Consider the following 18,851-nt stretch of genomic DNA (forward strand, 5'->3'; position numbering starts at 1 on the left):
CTTACCTTCCGCCACATGCGCCATTCATGGGGGAACGAGCCGGAACCGGTCGCGGTCGTGGGCATCGGGTGCCGCTACCCGCGCACCGTGGCCTCGCCGAGCGACCTCTGGGACCTCATCGCGGCGGGCGGGTGCGCCGCGACACCGGGCTTCCCGGCCGACCGCGGCTGGGACCTCGCCGCGCTCGACACCGGCACGTACGTCCGCGCCGCGTCCTTCGTGGACAACGCGGGCGACTTCGACGCCGCGTTCTTCGGCATCAGCCCCCGGGAAGCGCTCGCCATGGACCCGCAGCAGCGGATCCTGCTGGAGACCTCCTGGGAGGCCCTCGAACACGCGGGCATCGACCCGACCGGCCTGCACGGCACCCGGACCGGCGTGTACTTCGGCGTCGTCGCCCAGGAATACGGCCCCCGCGTCTACGCCGGGAACCCCGAGCACGCCGGGCACCTCACCACCGGCACCACCCCCAGCGTCGCCTCCGGCCGCGTCTCCTACACCCTCGGACTCGAGGGACCGGCCGTCACCGTCGACACCGCCTGCTCCTCCTCCCTGACCGCCATCCACCTCGCGGTCCGGGCGCTGCGCGCGGGCGACTGCGGCCTCGCGCTCGCCGGCGGCGCGAACGTGGTCTGCGCGCCCAGCATCTTCGTCGGCTTCTCGGCACTCGGCGCGCTCGCCCCGGACGGCCTCAGCAAACCCTTCTCCGCCGACGCCGACGGGTTCGGCGTGTCCGAGGGCGCGGGCGTGCTCGTCCTGGAAACCCTGACCGAGGCCCACCGGCGCGGCCACACCGTGCTCGCGGTGCTGCGCGGCACCGCGATCGGGCAGGACGGCGCCTCCGACGGCCTCTCCGCGCCCAGCCAGGCCGGGCAGTGGCGGGTCATCCTCGACGCGCTCGCCGACGCGGGCCTCGACCCGGCGGACGTCGACCTGGTGGAGGCGCACGGCACCGGCACCCGGGTCGGCGACCCCGTCGAGGCCCGCGCCCTGCTCGCCACCTACGGCGTCGACCGGCCCCGGGCGACCCCGCTGCTGCTCGGCTCGGTGAAGTCGAACATCGGCCACACCCAGGCCGCCTCCGGGGTCGCGGGCGTGATCAAGGTCGTCGAGGCCATCCGGCGCGGCGAGGTCCCCGGCACCCGCCACCTGACCCGGGCCACCGACGCCGTCGACTGGTCCGCGGGCACCGTCGAGATCCCCACCGACCCGACCCCGTGGCCGGACCGCGGCCGCCCGCGCCGCGCGGCCGTGTCGTCCTTCGGCATCAGCGGCACCAACGCGCACGTCATCGTCGAACAGGCCCCACCCGGCCGAACCCGCCCCACCCGCGCCGCCGACCCCGTGGTCCCGCTCGTCCTCTCCGCCAAGTCCGAGGCGGCGCTGCACGACCAGGCGACCCGGCTCGCCGACCACCTCGAAGCCAACCCGACCCTGTCCCTGGTCGACGTCGCCCACACCCTCACCGCTCACCGCGCGCGCCTCGACCACCGGGCGGTTCTCGTCGCGGGCAACCACACCGAGGCCGTCGAGGGGCTCCGCGACCTGACGGGTGCCGTCACCGGGAAGGCCGACACCGAAGGCGGGGTCGTGTTCGTCTTCCCCGGCCAGGGTTCACAGTGGACGGACATGGCGAGCGAACTCCTGGCCACCAGCCCGGTGTTCGCCGAGCAGATCAAGGCGTGCGACCGCGCGTTCGGCGAGTTCGTCGACTGGTCGCTGCTCGACGTCCTCAGCGGCGAACCCGGCGCCCTTGACCGCGTGGACGTCGTGCAGCCCGCCCTGTTCGCCGTGATGGTGTCGCTGGCCCGCTGCTGGGAGTCCCTCGGCGTGCGGCCCGCCGCGGTGATCGGGCACTCGCAGGGCGAGATCGCCGCCGCGCACATCGCCGGGGCGCTGAGCCTGCGCGACGCGGCGGCGGTGGTCACGTTGCGCAGCAAGGCGATCGTGGCGATCGCGGGCACCGGCGGCATGGTGTCGCTGCCGCTGGACGTCGACGACGCGACCCGGCTGATCGAGCCGTGGTCGGACCGCGTCGGCGTCGCGGCCGTCAACGGACCCCGCGCCACGGTGCTCTCCGGCGACGCGGGGGCGCTGGACGAGATCCTGCGCGCCTGCGACCTCGAAGGCATCCGGGCCCGCCGCGTCCCCGTCGACTACGCCTCGCACTCCCCGCACGTCGAACCCCTCGAAGCCGCCATCCGCGCCGCCGTCGCCGACATCCGGCCCCGGCCCGCCGACGTCGAGTTCCTGTCCACGGTGACCGCCGCGCCGCTCGACGGCACCGCGCTCGACGCCGCCTACTGGTACCGCGGCCTGCGCGCGCCCGTCGAGTTCGAGAGCGCGGTGCGCCTCGCGCACGAGCGGGGGCACCGGTTCTTCATCGAGGTCAGCGCGCACCCCGTGCTGACCTACGGCATCGAGGACGCGCTCGAGCGCGGCGTGGTCGTCGGCAGCCTCCGCCGCGAGCAGGGCGGCCCGCGGCGGCTGTTCGCCTCCGTCGCCGAGGCGCACGTCGCGGGCGGCCCGCTGGACCTGTCCCGGTACCTCGCCGAGCACCGGCCAACCCTGGTCGACCTGCCCACGTACGCCTTCCAGCGCACGCGGTACTGGCTGGCCCCCGACCTCGCGCACCGCGCCCAGGGGGTCGAGCACCCGCTGCTGGACTCCGCGCAGGACCACCCCGAACACGACGGATTCCAGTTCGGCGGCACGTTGTCGTTGTCCACGCACCCCTGGCTGGCCGACCACGCCGTCAACGGCGTCGTGCTGCTGCCCGGCGCGGCACTGGCCGAGCTGGCGCTGTGGGTGGGGGAGCGGATCGGACTGCCTGCCCTGTCCGAGTTGGTGCTGCACGAGCCCTTGGTCATCACCGACACCGTGGCTATCCGGATCGTCGTCGACGGTTCCGGCGAACTCCGCGTGCACTCCCGGCCCGAGACCGCACCAGGCGACCGGCCCAAGTGGACAAAGCACGCCGAGGGAAGCTTGACCGCCGAAGCCATTCCCACCCCGGACTCCCGTCCCTGGCCGCCGGAGGCGGAGTCCGCCGACATCGCCGACAGCTACCAGCGCCTGGCCGCGCGCGGCTACGAGTACGGGCCGGTGTTCCAGGGACTGCGGGCCGTGTGGCGACGCGACAAGGAGGTGTTCGCCGAGGTCGCCCTCCCCGACGCCGAAGGGTTCGCCCTGCACCCGGCCCTGCTCGACGCCGCCCTGCACGCCTTGGCGTACCTCGACCCCGCCACCGACCCCGATTGCGTTCGGCTCCCGTTCTCCTGGTCCGGGGTCCGCCTGCACGCCGTCGGCGCCACCGCGCTGCGCGTCCACATCCGGGAGACCGGCCCCGACCGCTACCGCCTCCATCTTGCCGACCCGGAAGGCAGGCCGGTGTGCGAGGTCGAGTCGCTGACCCTGCTGCCCATCACCCGCGACCGCCTCCGGACCACCACCGACTCCCTCTACGCCCTCGACTGGCAACGCGCGGAAACCCCGGCCCCCAACGACATCGACTGGGCCGCGTGGCCCACCGAATCCCGCGCCGCCGTCCTCCGCTGCTTCGACACCCCCGCAGGCGACCTCCCCGAACGCGCACGGCAGGCCGTCACGGAAGTCCTCGACGTCGTCCGCGTCTTCCTCGACTCGGACCGCGAAACCCTCCTCGTCCTCACCCACCGCGCCGTGGCCACCGACGACGGCGAGGACGTCCCAGACCTCACCCACGCCGCCGTCTGGGGGCTCCTGCGCAGCGCGCAGACCGAGAACCCCGGCCGGATCGTCCTCGCCGACCTCGACGACCGGAACACCTGGCACGACCACGTCCCCGCCCTGCTCGCCGCCGGTGAACCTCAACTCGCCGTACGCCGCGGCACGCTCCTCGTCCCGCGCGTCGCCCGCGCCGACCGGCACGCCATCGGCGGCCTCGACCGCGTCACCACCCCCGACTGGCGGCTGCGCACCCAGGGCGATGGCACCCTCGACGCCGCGAACCTGGCCTTCACCGCCTGGCCCGAGGCGTCCCGACCGCTGGGGCCGGGCGAAGTGCGGATCGCGGTGCGCGCCGTCGGTCTCAACTTCCGCGACGTGATGATCTCCTACGGCCGCTACCCCGACCCGGACGTCGACCTCGGCAACGAGGGCGCGGGCGTGGTCGTCGAAGTGGCCCCGGACGTCACCGCGCTCGCCGTCGGCGACCACGTGGCGGGCACGTTCCTCGGTGTCGGCCCGCTCGTGGTCCGCCACCACGGCTACCTCACGCGTTACCCCGCGACCTGGTCCGCCGCCCAGGCCGCCACCATGCCCGCCGCCTTCCTCACCGCGTTCCGCGCGTTGCGTGACCTGGCCCGGCTCGGTCCCGGCGATCGGGTCCTGGTGCACGCCGCCACGGGTGGCGTGGGGATGGCGGCGATCCAACTCGCCCGGCACGTCGGCGCGGAGGTGTTCGCCACCGCGAGCACCCCGAAGTGGCCGGTGCTGCGCGACCTCGGGTTCGACGACGACCACATCGGCGACTCCCGCACCACCGCCTTCCGCGACCGCTTCCCGGGCGTGGACGTCGTGCTGGACTCCCTGGCGGGGGAGTTCGTCGACGCCTCGCTGGCGCTGCTGCGGCCCGGCGGTCGGTTCGTCGAACTGGGCAAGACCGACCCGCGCGACCCGGCCGACCACCCGGACATCGAGTACACCGCGTTCGACCTGACCCTCGACGGACCCGAGGAGACCCGGGCCGTGTACGCGGAACTGCTGCCCCTGTTCGTATCCGGCGCCCTCCGGCCGCTGCCCGTGTCGGTCCGGGATGTGCGGCAGACCCACGACGCGCTCACCACCCTCGGGCAGGCCCGCCACACCGGCAAACTCGCCCTGACCCTGCCCCGCGCGCTCGCAGGCACCGTCCTGATCACCGGCGGCACCGGCACCCTGGGCGCGCTGCTGGCCCGGCACCTGGTGACCGCGCACGGCATCCGCGACCTCCTGCTGCTCAGCCGCCGAGGACCCGACGCGCCCGGCGCGGGCGACCTCGCCGCCGACCTCGAAGCGCTCGGCGCCCGCGTCACGATCGCCGCTGTCGACGTGGCCGACCGCGACGCGCTGACCCGCCTGCTCGACGACGTCCCGCTCACGGCCGTGGTGCACGCGGCCGGGGTCCTCGACGACGGGATCGCCACCGACCTGACGCCCGAGCGCGTCGACCGCGTCTTCCGGCCCAAGGTCGACGCCGCCATCGCCCTGCACCACGTCACCCGGCACCACGACCTGGCCGCGTTCGTGCTGTTCTCCTCCGCCGCGGGCGTCCTGGGCTCGGCGGGCCAGGCCAACTACGCCGCCGCCAACACCTTCCTCGACGCCCTGGCCGCGCACCGCCGCCAACGCGGCCTCCCCGCCACCACCCTGGCCTGGGGCCTGTGGGCCGACGGCTCCGGCATGACCGGCCACCTCGACGCCCAGGACCACGCCCGCCTGCGCCGCACCGGGTTCGCCGCCCTGTCCACCGCCGAGGGCCTGGCCCTGTTCGACGCCGCCCTCCGCCACGGCCGCGGCGCCCTCGTCCCCGCCCGCCTCGACATCCGACCGGGCGCGGACCTGCCGCCGGTCCTGCGTGCTTTCGCCCGCCCGACCCGGCGCGCGGCGAGCACCTCGCGGAAACGCGCGGGACTGGCGCCCGACCAGCTGCTCGACCTGGTGCGCGGCGTGGCGGCGACGGTGCTGGGGCACGACTCGCCGGACGCGGTCGACCCGGACGCGGACTTCAAGTCCATCGGGTTCGACTCCCTCGGTGCCGTCGAGTTCCGCAACCGGCTCAAGAAGGCCACAGACCTGCCCCTGCCCACCACCGTCGTCTTAGACCACAAGACCCCGGCCGCGCTCGCCGCCCACCTGCGCACCCTCATCGCCCCGGCCGAGACGGCCCACACGCCACGGGCCGAGGTCGTACCGTTGACCCGCTACCAGCGCGATGTCGCCACCACCGCGCTCGCCTACCCGGATCTCCCGCTCGCTCAACCCAGCGGCTACCTGCGCGTCCCCGGACCCGTTGACGTGGAACGGATGCGTGCGGCCGTTCGCGCCACGGCAGACCGCCACGACGCGATGCGGCTGCGCGTGGACAGCGGGGAGATGACCCAGCGCGCGGTCGCGGACTACGGTGAGATCGAAGTCGTGTCCTTTATGGACTGCGTGGACCCGGTGCGGGCGTGCCTCGACTGGATCGAGCGGACGACCGCGACCGTCATCCCGCTGGACGGCGAACTGGTGCGGACCGCGATCCTGCTCGACGACCGCGACTCGCTGATCGTGTACTGCCGCTTCCACCACGTCGTCGCCGACGCCTGGGGCATCAACCTGGCGCTGGACGAGATCCGCCGCCGCTACCGGGGCGAACGGGACTTCGAGCCCGCGCCGAGCTGCCTCGACCTCGCTGCCGCCGACCAGGACTACCGGGTCTCCGCCGACTGGCGCGCCGACCGGGACGCGCTCGTCGCCGCCACCGCCGACCTGGAACCCGCGCTGCTGAGGCGGACGTCGACCGTGCGGGAACACCGGCGCCGCCGCTGGTCCACCCGGATCCCCGCTGAGGCCGCGGCGAAAGCGCGCGACACCGGGCGGTCGGTGTTCTCCGTGACCGCCGCCGCGCTCGCGGTCTACCTGCGGCGCCTGCACCGCGAAGGCGACATCGTGCTCGGCGTGCCGCTGCTCAACCGCGCGACGCCGGAAGAGCTGGCGACGATGTCGGACGTCACCAACATCCTCCCGCTGCACGTCCCGGTCGACGAGGACCTGTCCCTCCTCGACCTCGCCGACCGGGTCCGCGACGGCGTCTGGGACCTCACGGCCCGCCAGCGGTTCACCCTCGGCGACCTGCTCTCCGCGCTGCCCGAGGAAGGCCACCCGGGACGCGCGTTGTTCGACGTCACCTACTCCTACATCCCCGGCTCCTCCGCCGACGGCACCGTGCTGTCCTCCGGCTACTCCCTGGACGCGGTCAACATCGTCGTCCGCGAGGACGACGCCGACGGCTCGCTGGAGGTCGACGTCTTCTACGCCGACGACATCTTCGACGACGACTTCACCGTCGAGGCCGCCATCGGGCACGTCACCGTCCTGCTGACCGAAGCGCTCAAGGCACCTGACCAGCCCCTGAAGTCGCTACCGGTCCTCACCTCCGACGAGTCCGCCAGGCTCGGCGCGTTCGAACAGCCGTCGACCGCCACCCACGCCGACACCACGCTCGACCGGCTCTTCGCCTACCAGGCGGCCCGCGTCCCCGACCGCACCGCTGTCATCGCCGCCGACGGCACCACCCTCACCTACGACGAGTTCGCCCGCCGCGTCGCGGGTCTCGCGCGTGAACTCGACGGCACCGGCCCCATCCCGATCCTCCTCCCGCGCTCCACCGAACACCTCATCGCTGTCCACGCCGTGCACGCGGCAGGTGCCCCGTACGTGCCGATCGACCCGACCTACCCGCCCGCCCGCGTCCGCACGATCCTCGCCGACTGCCGCGCCCGCGTCGCCATCGCGGGCGACGACTTCGCCGACCTGCTCGCCGAACTCGGCATCGAGCACGTCACCGTCGACGCCACCGAGGCCGAACCCGTTGACAGCGCTACGAACCCGAACGACCTCGCGTACGTCATCTACACCTCGGGGTCCACCGGCGTGCCGAAGGGCGTGATGGTCGAGCACCGGTCGGTGGTCAACCGGCTCGCGTGGGCGCAGCGCGCCTACCCGCTCGGCGCCGACGACGTCGTGCTGCACAAGACCCCCGCCACCTTCGACGTGTCGGTCTGGGAGCTGCTGTGGTGGGCCCAGGCCGGGGCGCGCGTCGTGGTGGCGGCCGTGGGCGCCGAGCGCGACCCCCGCGCGCTCGGCGCCGCCATCCACCGGCACGGTGTGACGATCGTCCACTTCGTACCGTCGATGCTCGGCCCGTTCCTCGACCACGTCCGCACCGCGCCCGACCAGGTCCGCACCCTGCGCCGGGTGTTCGCCAGCGGCGAGGCGCTGAGCCCGGAGCTGGCGCTGCGGTTCCGCGCGGCGCTGCCGGGCGTCGAGCTGGTGAACCTGTACGGGCCAACGGAAGCGGCCATCGATGTCTCGGCCCACGACGTCCCCGCCACCGGCCCGATCACCCGTGTCCCGCTGGGCAGGCCGATCGACAACACCGCGCTGCTCGTGCTGGACCCGCTCGGCCGCCGCTGCCCGATCGGCGTCCCCGGGGAGCTGACCATCGCTGGTGTCGCGGTCGCACGGGGCTACCTGGGGCAGCGGGCCCGCACCGACGAGGTATTCGCCGTCGACGCCGAGCTGGGCCGCCGCTACCGCAGCGGCGACCTGGCCCGGTGGCTGGCCGACGGGACACTGGAGTACCTGGGGCGCACCGACGACCAGGTCAAGGTGCGGGGCAACCGGGTGTCACTCGGCGAGGTCGAGACGGCGCTGACCCGCTGCCCCGGTGTCCAAGCGGCGGTCGTGCTCCCGGAGGAGGGCACCCGGCTCGTCGCCTACGTCGTTCCGCGGGACGAAGGCGACACCGGCCTGGTGAAGTCCCTTGTGGACATCCTGGGCCAGTGGCTGCCGCCCTACCTCGTGCCCTCCGAGTTCATCCCGGTTCCCAGGTTCCCCTTGACCCGCAACGGCAAGGTCGACCGTGCCGCACTCCCGGCCGTGCGGCACCGCGCGGCGGGCAGTGAGCCGTCCGACCCGATCGAGCGCGCCTTGGCGGAGGTGTGGGCCGAGGTGCTCGGGACGTCCGGGTTCAACGTGCACGACGACTTCTTCACCGTCGGCGGCGACTCGATCCTGGTGCTGCGGCTGCGCACCGAGGCCGAGAACCGCGGCCTGGCCTTCGACATCGACCACTTCTACGCGCAACCAACCATCGCCGGGCTCGCCGCCCGGATCGGCACGCACACCCCCGCACCCGCGCGGGAGCCGTTCGACCTCGTCCCGCTGCTCGACCGACCCGCGCTGCGCGCTGCCGAGGACGCGTTCCCCGCGTCCCGCCTGCAACTGGGCATGCTCTTCCACAGCCTGCACAGCGCCGATTCACCGCGCTACAAGGACGTCTTCCACTACCGGCTGCGCATGCCCTGGGACGAAAACGCTTTCCGGCACGCCCACCGCCGCATGGTTCGGTCGCAACCGGCCCTGCGCTCCACCTTCGACCTGACCTGCCGCTCCACGCCGTTGCAGGTCGTGTTCCCGGACCTGCCCGAGACACTGGAGATCACCGACGCGGGCGATGTCGAGGCGTACCTGGAGGGGCGCCACCGCACCCGCTACCCGCTGCTGGACGACGGCCCACCGACCGCGCTGCACGGCACGCGCGTGTTCGTCCGCGACGGCGAGGCCGACCTGGTGTTCCACTTCCACCACGCCATCCTCGACGGCTGGAGCGTCGCCACCCTGGTCAGCGACCTCCTCGCCGACTACCTCGCGCACCTGAGCTCCGACATCGCCGCCGAACCCGGTCCGCTCCCGACCGCCCTGCTCGCCGACCACGCCCACGCCGAACGCGCGGCCCGCCAGGACCCGGCCACCCGCGCCTTCTGGGCACGCGTCCTCGACGGCGCCGAACCGACCACGATCGAATCCACCCGCGCCCACGTGATCACCGAACCCGGACGCGACCGGGTCGTCGCGGTCCCGGCCTGGCTGGAGGGCTGCGTCGACCGGTTCGCCAGGGCATCGCGGGTGCCGGTGAAGTCGGTGCTGCTGGCCGCGCACTGCCTGGCGCTGCGGGCTCTGTCCGGAGTGGACGACGTGGTGACGGGCTGCGTCACCCACACCCGCCCGGACCGCGCCGACGCCGACCGCTGCGCCGGGCTGTTCCTCAACACCGTGCCCGTGCGCGTCGACAACGCGCCGAAGACCTGGCGGGACGTGGTGACGCACGTCGTCCGCTGGGAGCGCGAGGCCGTGCCGCACCGCCGGTACCCGATCAGCGACCTGGTGGCCGAACGCGGCGGACCGGTGTTCGAGACCGCGTTCAACTTCGTCGACTACCACGCCTTCGACGCGGTCCTGGTCGAGATCGAGCTGGTGGATGTCACCGTGCGCGAGGAGACCGATTTCGCGCTCCTCACCACCGCCGTCCTCGACCCGCGCGGCGGCCTGTTCCTCCGCGTCAGCGCGGACACCCTCGGCGCGGACCAGTGCGCCCGGTTCGGGCAGGCCCTCATCGCCGCGCTGGCCGAGATCGTGCGCCACCCCGATCGCGCCGTCGACCTCGCCGCGGCCCAGGCCGACGACGTCGCCACCCAGGTCGCGCACGTCGCCGCCGTGCGACCGGACGCCACCGCGGTGGTCGACGCGGGCGGGACCTGGGACTACCGCGCGCTGTCGACCGCCGCCGACACCGTCGCCCAGAACCTCCTCCACCGGGGCCTGCCGCGCGGCGCGCGGGTCGCGCTCAGCCTGCCCCGCTCGGCCGAGCTCGTCGCGGTCGTGCTGGGTGTGCTCCGCGCCGGTGCCGCCGTGGTGCCGCTCGACCCGTCCTACCCGGCGGCCCGGTCGCGCGCCATGGCCGACATCGCCCGCCCCTGGTCGACCATCACCGACCCGGCACCGCTGCTCGCCGCGCCCACCGAGGTCGTCCCGCTGCCCCGGCCGCACCCGGAGGACACCGCGTACGTCCTGTTCACCTCCGGCTCCACCGGCGAACCCAAGGGCGTCGCGCTCCCGCACCGGGCCCTCACCAACCTCATCGCGTGGCAGAACCGCCGCCCCACCGGGGCCGTCGGCGCGGTGACCGCCCAGTTCGCCCCGCTCGGCTTCGACGTGTCGTTCCAGGAGATCTTCTCCACCCTCTGCGGCGGCGGAACCCTGCGCGTCATCGACGACGAGGCCCGCCGGGACATCCCGGCCCTGCTCGACGCCCTCGACGGCGTCAACCGCGTGTTCCTGCCGTATGTCGCGCTCCAAGCCCTTGCGGAGGCCGCCGCCGGGCGCGGTGCCCCCGCGTCGCTGCGGACGATCGTGTCGTCGGGGGAGCAGTTGCGGATCACCCCCGAGATCCGGGAGCTGTGCGCGGGCCGGACGCTGGAGAACCAGTACGGGCCGACCGAGACCCATGTCGTCACCGCGCACCCGTTGTCCGATGCCGAGTACCCGTCGCTGCCGCCGATCGGGACCGCGATCACGGGTACGACCGTGGTGCTGCTCGACGAGCGGTTGGCGCCGGTGGCGCCGGGGGTGCGGGGCGAGATCTACGTGGAGGGCCCGTGCGTGGCGCGGGGCTACGAGAACCGACCCGGGCTCACCGCGCGGAGGTTCGTCGCCGGGCCGGGCGGCCGGGTCCGCTACCGCACCGGCGACCTCGGCATCGCCCTGCCCGACGGGACCATCGCCTGCCTCGGACGGCAGGACGGCCAGGTCAAGGTCCGCGGCTACCGGGTCGAACCCGCCGAAGTGGAGCTGGCCGTCCTGGCGCTCCCCGGTGTCGAGGAGGTCGCGGTCGTGGCCCGCGCGCTCGGCGGCGCGGACTCGGTGTTGGAGGCGTACCTCGTCGGCGACATCGACGTCACGGCGATCAAGGCAGCGTTGGCGGAGGTACTGCCCGCGCACCTGGTTCCGTCGCGATTCCACCTGGTCGACGCCATCCCGCGCACGCCGAGCGGCAAACGCGACGACGCCGCGCTGCGCGCGCCCGCCACCCCCGGGTCGGCGTCAGGCGACGAACTGGAGCGATCGGTCGCGGCGGTGCTGGCCGAGTTCGCCGGAGTGGACGCCCTCGCCGTCGACGCGGAGTTCTTCGCGGCGGGCGGCACCTCGATCGGCGCCACCCGGGTCGCCATGACCGTCGCCCGCCGCTGGGGCGTCGAGATCCCGCTGCGCGCCTTCCGCGCCGCGCCGACCGCCCGCGACCTCGCCACCCTGATCCGCCGGGACGGCTCCGGGACCGGCTTCGACCCGGTCGTGCCGCTGCGCGAGACCGGCGACCGGACGCCGCTGTTCCTCATCCACCCCATCGGCGGCACCGTCCTGTGCTACCGCGAACTAGTCGACCACCTGCCCCCGGGCCGACCCGTCCACGGCCTCCAGGCACCCGGCGCCGAACCCGGCACCACCCCGCTGTCCACCATGGAAGCCCTGGCCGCGACCTACATCGACGCCATCCGCCGCGTCCACCCCGAAGGGCCGTTCCACCTCGCGGGCTGGTCCTTCGGCGGGTACGTCGCCATCGAGATCGCCCGCCAACTCGGCCACGCCGCCCTCGCCTCGGTCACGCTCCTCGACACCGTCGCGCTCGGCGAGGGACCCCGAGCCCTGATCGACGACCGCGAACTCGTCGAACTCTTCTTCCGCGAACTCCTCTGGTCCACCACCGGCGCCGCGGAAACCCGGCTCGACTTGTCCGAACCGGACACCGACCGGCTCTTCGACACCCTGTTCACCAGGTCCGTCGACCTCGGCGTGCTGCCCCACGACGGCTCACCACGACTGCTGCGCAGGCTCTTCGACGTCTTCCGCGCCCACTACCGCGCCACCGTCGACTACCGCGTCACCAGCGTCCCACCCGACCTGCTCCTGCTGCGCGCCGCCGACAAACCGCCGAGCGGGCTCGCCGACGCGCACCGCCGCTTCGGCGGCGTGGCCGACAGCCCCACCAACGGCTGGCAGCACTGGACCGACCGGCCCGTGCGCGCCCACCGCGTGCCCGGCGACCACCTGTCCATGATGACCGCCCCGCACGCCCGGGTCCTCGCCGGGCACCTGGGCGCCGCGCTGGAGCGCGCGGACACGGCGAACCCGATCGAGATGGAGGTGGCGGGATGACCGAGACCACCACGAGGCCCACGACCACCAGGGCGAACCCGCGCCGGATCCGGCGGCGGCTGAGCCCGATGGAGCGCTGGTACTGGGTGTGCGACCAGCTGTCCCCGCTCAACGTCGTCGCCCGCGTGCGCGTCGAGGGCGCGTGCACCCGCGACGACCTGGCCCGCGCGTGCGCCCGGCTGGCCGAGGAGCACCCGCTGCTGCGCGTGGCCATCGACGCCGACCCCGACGGCAGCCACCCGTGCTTCGTCGGCGCCCGCCACGACCGCCTGCCCCTCCGCACGGTGTGCGCGGACCGGCTCGACGTCGACCGGTGGGAGCGGGAGGTCGACGACGTGGAACTCGTCGAGCCGCTGGACTGGCGGTCCGGGCCGCTGGCCCGCGTCGTCGACGTCGCGCGCGGCGCGCCGGGCAGCGCGGAGGAGACCCACGACCTCATCCTGACGGTGTCCCACGTGATCGCCGACGGCACGACCGCGCTGGCCCTGCTGCGCGGGCTGGTCGAACTGGCCGCGACCGGGCGGTCCCGCGCCGCGGCCGTCGAACCGGCCCGCACCCGCGCGCCGCTGCCGCCACCGGAGGAGCTGCTGCCGCGCCGGATCAACGGCGTGCCGCGCACCGCGCACCTGGTGGCGTCGGTGGTCGCCGACCGGATCACGACCGCCGTCGCCCGACCCCGGCGGCTCGCGCCGGTCACCCCGGTCGCCCCCGAACGCAGGCGCTCGCGGCTCATCCGCCGGGAACTCGACGCCGAGCAACTCGCGCGGCTGACCGACCGGTGCCGCGCCGAGGGCGTCACCGTGCACAGCGCCCTGGCCACCGCCATGGCCGTCGCGGTCGCCAGCGTCGAACCGACCGCGAAGACGCTGCGGGTGTCCATCGGGTCGCCGGTCGACTTCCGCGCCGAACTCGTCCCACCGGTCGAGCCGGGTGACGCGGGCGCCTACGTCGCGACCGTGCCGTCCTACATCCGCGTCGGGCCCGCCATCGACCTGTGGACCGCCGCGCGTGGCGCGTTCCGGACCCTCAAGCGCAGCAGGCGGTTCCACCACCACCTGGCGCTCGTGTCGATGCTGCGGCTGCTGTCGCCGCGCTCGGTGGGGGAGAGCGCGAAGGCCGTGGCGATGGTCGACCGCGTGGGGCCGGGCAACGTGTGCCTGTCCAACGTCGGCCGCTACGCCTTCCCCGACCGCGTCGGCGGGTGGCGGCTGTCCGGCGCGCAGTTCGCCGCCGGGATCTCGATCAGCGGCTACCTGGTGGCGACGGTCAACACCAGCCACGACTCGCTGCACTGGAACTTCACCTACGTGGACGGCGCGGTCACCGGGGAACGGGCGGAGCTCATCGCCGACCGGGCCCTGTGGACAGTTCTCGCCGCCCTGTGACCCCGGGAGGGCACCATGAACGAGCCAGTGCTGATCACCGGTGCGTCCTCGGGCCTGGGCGAAGTCACCGCCCTGGCCCTGGCCGACACCGGGCACACCGTGCTGGCCGGGGTCCGGTCGGCGGCGAGCGCTGAACGTCTCACACGGGTCCACCCCCGGCTGCGGCCGGTGACGCTGGACGTCACCTCGCACGAGTCCGTGCGCGCGGTCGGCGAGCTGGTGCGCGCGGAGTACGGCGGGCTGCGCGGGCTGGTGAACAACGCGGGCATCTGCGTGACCGCGCCACTGGAGTGCGTCCCGCTCGAGGACCTGCGCGCCGAGCTGGAGGTGCACGTCGTCGGCGTGATCGCCCTCGTCCAGCGGCTGCTGCCGCTGCTGCGCGGCCACGACGGGCGCGTGGTCAACATCAGCTCGGGCATCGGCCGGGTCGCCGCGCCCTACCTCGGCGCGTACGCGGCGTCCCAGTTCGCCAAGGAGGGCGTCTCGGACGCGTTGCGCCGCGAGGTGGCGCCGCTCGGGGTGTCGGTCTCGGTCGTCGAGCCCGGCGCGGTGATGACGCCCATCTGGTCGAAGGTGGCCACCGGCGCCGAGCGCGCGCTGGACGGGGTGCCCGACGAGGTGGCCGCGCGGTACCGGGCGCGGTTCGCCGAGTTCGTCGCGCTCAACGACAAGCGCGCCCGGGAGAGCCGGACCCGGCCCGAGGCCGTGGCCCGCGCGGTCGTGCACGCCATGACGGCTCGGCGACCCCGCACCCGGTACCGCGTGGGCCCGGACTCGTGGGCAGCGTCGCTGGCGGCCCGGTTGCTGCCGGACCGCGCGCTCGACGCGGTCATCCGGCGCCAGTTCCGCACGGACCCGGTGCCGAGCGGTTCGGTGGTGGCGGGGTGAAGGCGATCGTGGTCGGCGCGGGTGTCGGCGGCCTCACCGCGGCCCTCGCGTTGCGCGCGCGGGGGATCGAGGTGGAGGTGCTGGAGTCCGCGCCGGGGGAGCGCACGTCCGGCGGCGGGCTCGGTGTCGCGTGCAACGCCTCGAAGGTGCTGCGCGCGCTCGGGGTCGACCTCGCCGCGTCCGGTGTCGGGCGGGTGTGCGAGCGGTTCAGCCTGCGCACGCCGTCCGGCAAGCCGATGCGGGAGCTGCCGATCGCGTCCATCGCCGTCGAACTGGGCGCGCCGGTGGTCAACGTGCGTCGGCACGACCTGATCACGGCGTTGCGGGCCGCGCTCGGCGACACGGCGGTCCACTACGGCGCGAACGTCGTCGGGTTCGACCGCGTGGCCGGTGGGGTCACCGCGATCACCCTCGACGGGCGGATGCGGTCGGCGGACGTGCTGGTCGGCGCGGACGGCATCCGGTCGGTGGTGCGCGGTCAGCTGTTCGGGCCGGAACCGGTGAACGAGTACGGCTACGTGTGCTGGATCGCGACCGTGCCGTTCACCCACCCGAACCTGCCCCCGGGCGCCGCCGCGCACTACTGGGGCCGCGGCAAGCGGTTCGGGCTGCTCGACATCGGCGGCGGCGACGCCTACTGGTGGGGGACCATGAACGTCCCCGCCGGGCGCCGGAGCGGCGGCAAGCCGGAGGTCCTGCGCTGCTTCGACGGCTGGGCGCCGGAGGTGGTCGACATCGTCCGGCGCACGCCGCCGGAGGACATCGTCGCGGTACCGGCCCAGGATCGCGCGTTCCGCGACCAGCCTGGCGAGGGACCGGTCACGCTCGTCGGCGACGCCGCGCACCCGATGCTGACCAGCCTCAGCCAGGGCGCCGGTTCGGCCATCGAGGACGGTTACCACCTCGCCCACGCGCTCGCGGCGGCCGACCACCCGGTCACCGGGCTGCGTGCGTACGAGCGCGCCCGCCGAGACCGGGTCCGCGCGCTCGTCGCCGCGTCCCGGCGGCTCAGCCGCGTCGAGCAACTGGCCAACCCGCTCGCGGTCGCCCTGCGCGACCTCGCCATCAAGCACGCGCCGCGCGCGGTCGTCCGCCGCGGCAACCTCGCCCCCATGCGATACGACCTCCCGGCCTGAGCCGGGCGCACCGAAGGGAACACCATGACCGAGGAGCAGGGACCGGGGAGTCGGCCGGGCACGGGCGCCTTACCGGTGCCGTGGGACATGCGCGCGGGCGTCCGCGCGTGGTGGACGCCGAGCAAACCGCCGCCGGGCGCCAACGACCCGCACTTCGCGCCGACGCCCGAGCACCCGCGCCCGGTGCTGCTGCTGCACGCGTTCATGTCCAACCAGTCGTTCAACTTCCAGGCGGGCGCGCCGTTCTTGCGCAACCACGGGTACTGCGTGTTCACCTTCAACTGGGGCAGGCCGAAGTGGGCGGGCACGCTGGACGTCCCGTTCTGCGGCAACGCCGACCTGCGGCACAGCGCCGAGCAGTTGGCGGAGGAGGTCGAGCGGATCAAGGAACTGACCGGTGTGGACAAGGTCGACCTGGTCGGCCACTCCGGTGGCGGGGGACTGCTGATGCAGTACTACCTCAACGTCCTGGAGGGCTATCCCGACGTGGACAAGGCCATCTCCATCGCCCCCTCCAACCACGGCGTGTCGTTCAGCACCCTCACGTGGGTGTTCCGCAACGTGTTCCCGCGCTCGTACCACCTGTTGTCCCGCAAGCTGTTCCCGCTCGCCGACCAGGGCGCGGTCGGCTCGGAGACCGTCGAGCTGATCTACGGCGACGGCGACACGCGACCCGGTCCCGCCTACACCGTGATCATGACCGAGCACGACCAGATCGTCACCCCGTACACCAGGGCCTTCCTGGACGGCGACAACGTCACCAACATCCTGCTCCAGGACGGTTGCCCGGACGACTACTCGGAGCACGCGAGCATCATCTACAACGAGCGCGCGTGGTTGCACGTGCTCAACGCCCTGGACCCCGCGAACGCGGTTCCGGTCCCAGCGTTCCGGGTCGACCCCTACTTCCCGGGCTGGACGTGATCGCGGTGACCTCCGTCGTCGATCGGCTGCGGAACTGGAAGCCCGACATCCGGCGCCCGATCCCGGGCCCCGGCGAGTCCCTGCCACCCGGCCCGCGCGCGCCCCTGGCCTACCAGTCGGTTCGGGTGTGGGGGAGTCGGAACACGTATTTCCCGGCACTGCAACGCAGGTACGGCGACACGTTCCTCATACGTACCGCCCCGCTCGGTGAGGTCGTCGTGCTCTGCGATCCGGCGGACGTCCGCAGAGTGGCACTGGGCGGCCCGGACCTGTTCCCCGTCGCGGAGAACAACGCCCTCTTCGTCCCGCTGCTCGGCGCCCGCACGGTCCTCGCCTTGGACGGCGAACCGCACCGCCGGGAACGCCGCCGCATGACCCCGCCACTGCACGGCGAACGCGTCGCCCGCGCGGTGTCCATCATGGAGCGACTGGCCTCGGACGAGGTCGCTTCCTGGCCGGTCGGCAGGACGTTCAAGCTGGTGGAGGGCATGCGCAGGCTGACCCTCCGCGTCATCGTCAAAGTAGTGCTCGGTGTCGACGACCCCGCCCGCGCGGAGCGGCTGATCAAGGCGCTGCACCGGGTCATCGACGTGAAGGTCCTCGACATGCTCATGTGGACCTGGCCCCGCCTCGCCGACCACGGCCCCTGGCGCCGCGCCGTCGAGGCGTTGGAGCACGCGGACACCCTGCTGTACGAGGAGATCGCGCGCCGCCGCGCCGACCCGGACCGCGACGCCCGCCCGGACGTCCTCGCCATGCTCCTCGACGGCGAACCGGACGATGACCTGGTCCGCGTCGAACTCCTCACCCTGCTGACCGGCGGCTACGAGACCACCGCCGTAGCCTCCGCCTGGATGTTCGAACGAGTGCTGCGCCACCCCGCCGTCCTGGCCAGACTCCGCGACGGCCTGGACGACGACAAGGACGACTACCGGACCGCCGTCATCAAGGAAACCCTCCGCCTCCGCCCCGTCAGCTACAACGTCGGCCGAAAGACCACCCGACCCACCGATCTCGGCGGCCACCGAATCCCCGCGGGCACCTTCGTCTGGCCCTCCCTCGCGGCCCTGCACACCGACCCGGAGACCTGGGGCCCCAACCCCCACACCTTCGACCCCGAGCGCTGGTTCGACCCGGCCGTCCCCACCAAGGCCTTCCTCCCCTTCGGCGGCGGCGTCCACCGGTGCCTCGGCGCCGTCCTCGCCCAGGTGGAGATGGACGTCATCCTCCGGACCGTCCTGCGCCAGGTGGACATCCACCCCACCCACCCCCGCGACGAACCCCAGACCATGCGCAACATCGTCCTCGTCCCGAAACACGGCACCAAAGCCCGCGTCACCCGCCGCCGGACTTCGGCCCGGTGACAATTCCCGGTCTCTTTAGGGGTCAAAGTTTCCGCATATCCGCACGGCGCCCGGTATAGCCGCGGCGCGTCGCCGAAATGGTCGAAACCCGGTCGAGTCCCGACCCGACACGTGAATGCGATTCGTGGAAACGCCCGGGTCGGCGCGGTGGCGCCCGGGGTGGACGCGAGGCCATCCCGGGCGTCCCCGAGGTCCGCCCGAAGGTGTCGCGCGGCACACCCGCCCCCGCTTGGGGCTCTGCTGCCTGCGTGTTCCCCCATCTTGGCTAACCGGACCGGCCAGTCCGAGACGGTCGTTCCCTCGACACCCAGGTCAGAGCCGAAAGGCCGACTGTCGGGCCGGGAGCCCCGTCGGTCCTCGTCGGCCGAATGGTCGCG

The 18,851-nt window shown here is 73.7% G+C and carries 5 protein-coding genes and 1 pseudogene; all 6 read left to right on the plus strand.

What is annotated here, in order from left to right; genetic code table 11:
• Nucleotides 1–42: 42 nt before the first annotated feature.
• Nucleotides 43–12,777: pseudogene (locus tag CLV40_RS03175) on the plus strand (amino acid adenylation domain-containing protein); the annotation flags it as partial.
• A complete protein-coding gene (locus CLV40_RS03180) occupies nucleotides 12,774–14,162 on the plus strand; it encodes a phthiocerol/phthiodiolone dimycocerosyl transferase family protein (protein ID WP_181043290.1) in 1,389 nt (462 codons plus the stop codon). The pseudogene CLV40_RS03175 and the gene CLV40_RS03180, both read left to right, overlap by 4 nt.
• A gap of 15 nt (nucleotides 14,163–14,177) precedes the next feature.
• Nucleotides 14,178–15,050, plus strand: coding sequence for an SDR family oxidoreductase (locus CLV40_RS03185; RefSeq protein ID WP_104476639.1), 873 nt, complete (start codon nucleotides 14,178–14,180; stop codon nucleotides 15,048–15,050).
• Nucleotides 15,047–16,186 (plus strand): FAD-dependent monooxygenase, encoded by a 1,140-nt coding sequence (locus CLV40_RS03190; protein ID WP_104476641.1) that lies wholly within the window; start codon nucleotides 15,047–15,049, stop codon nucleotides 16,184–16,186. Before CLV40_RS03185 ends, CLV40_RS03190 begins: the two co-directional genes overlap by 4 nt.
• A 24-nt stretch (nucleotides 16,187–16,210) precedes the next feature.
• Nucleotides 16,211–17,110, plus strand: a complete 900-nt coding sequence (locus tag CLV40_RS03195; RefSeq protein ID WP_104476643.1) for an esterase/lipase family protein — start codon at nucleotides 16,211–16,213, stop codon at nucleotides 17,108–17,110.
• Between the two features lie 5 nt (nucleotides 17,111–17,115).
• Nucleotides 17,116–18,474: a cytochrome P450 gene (locus CLV40_RS03200; RefSeq protein WP_181043291.1), complete on the plus strand. Its 1,359-nt coding sequence runs from the start codon at nucleotides 17,116–17,118 to the stop codon at nucleotides 18,472–18,474.
• Nucleotides 18,475–18,851 lie beyond the last annotated feature (377 nt).

Source organism: Actinokineospora auranticolor (assembly GCF_002934265.1).
GTDB lineage: Bacteria > Actinomycetota > Actinomycetes > Mycobacteriales > Pseudonocardiaceae > Actinokineospora > Actinokineospora auranticolor.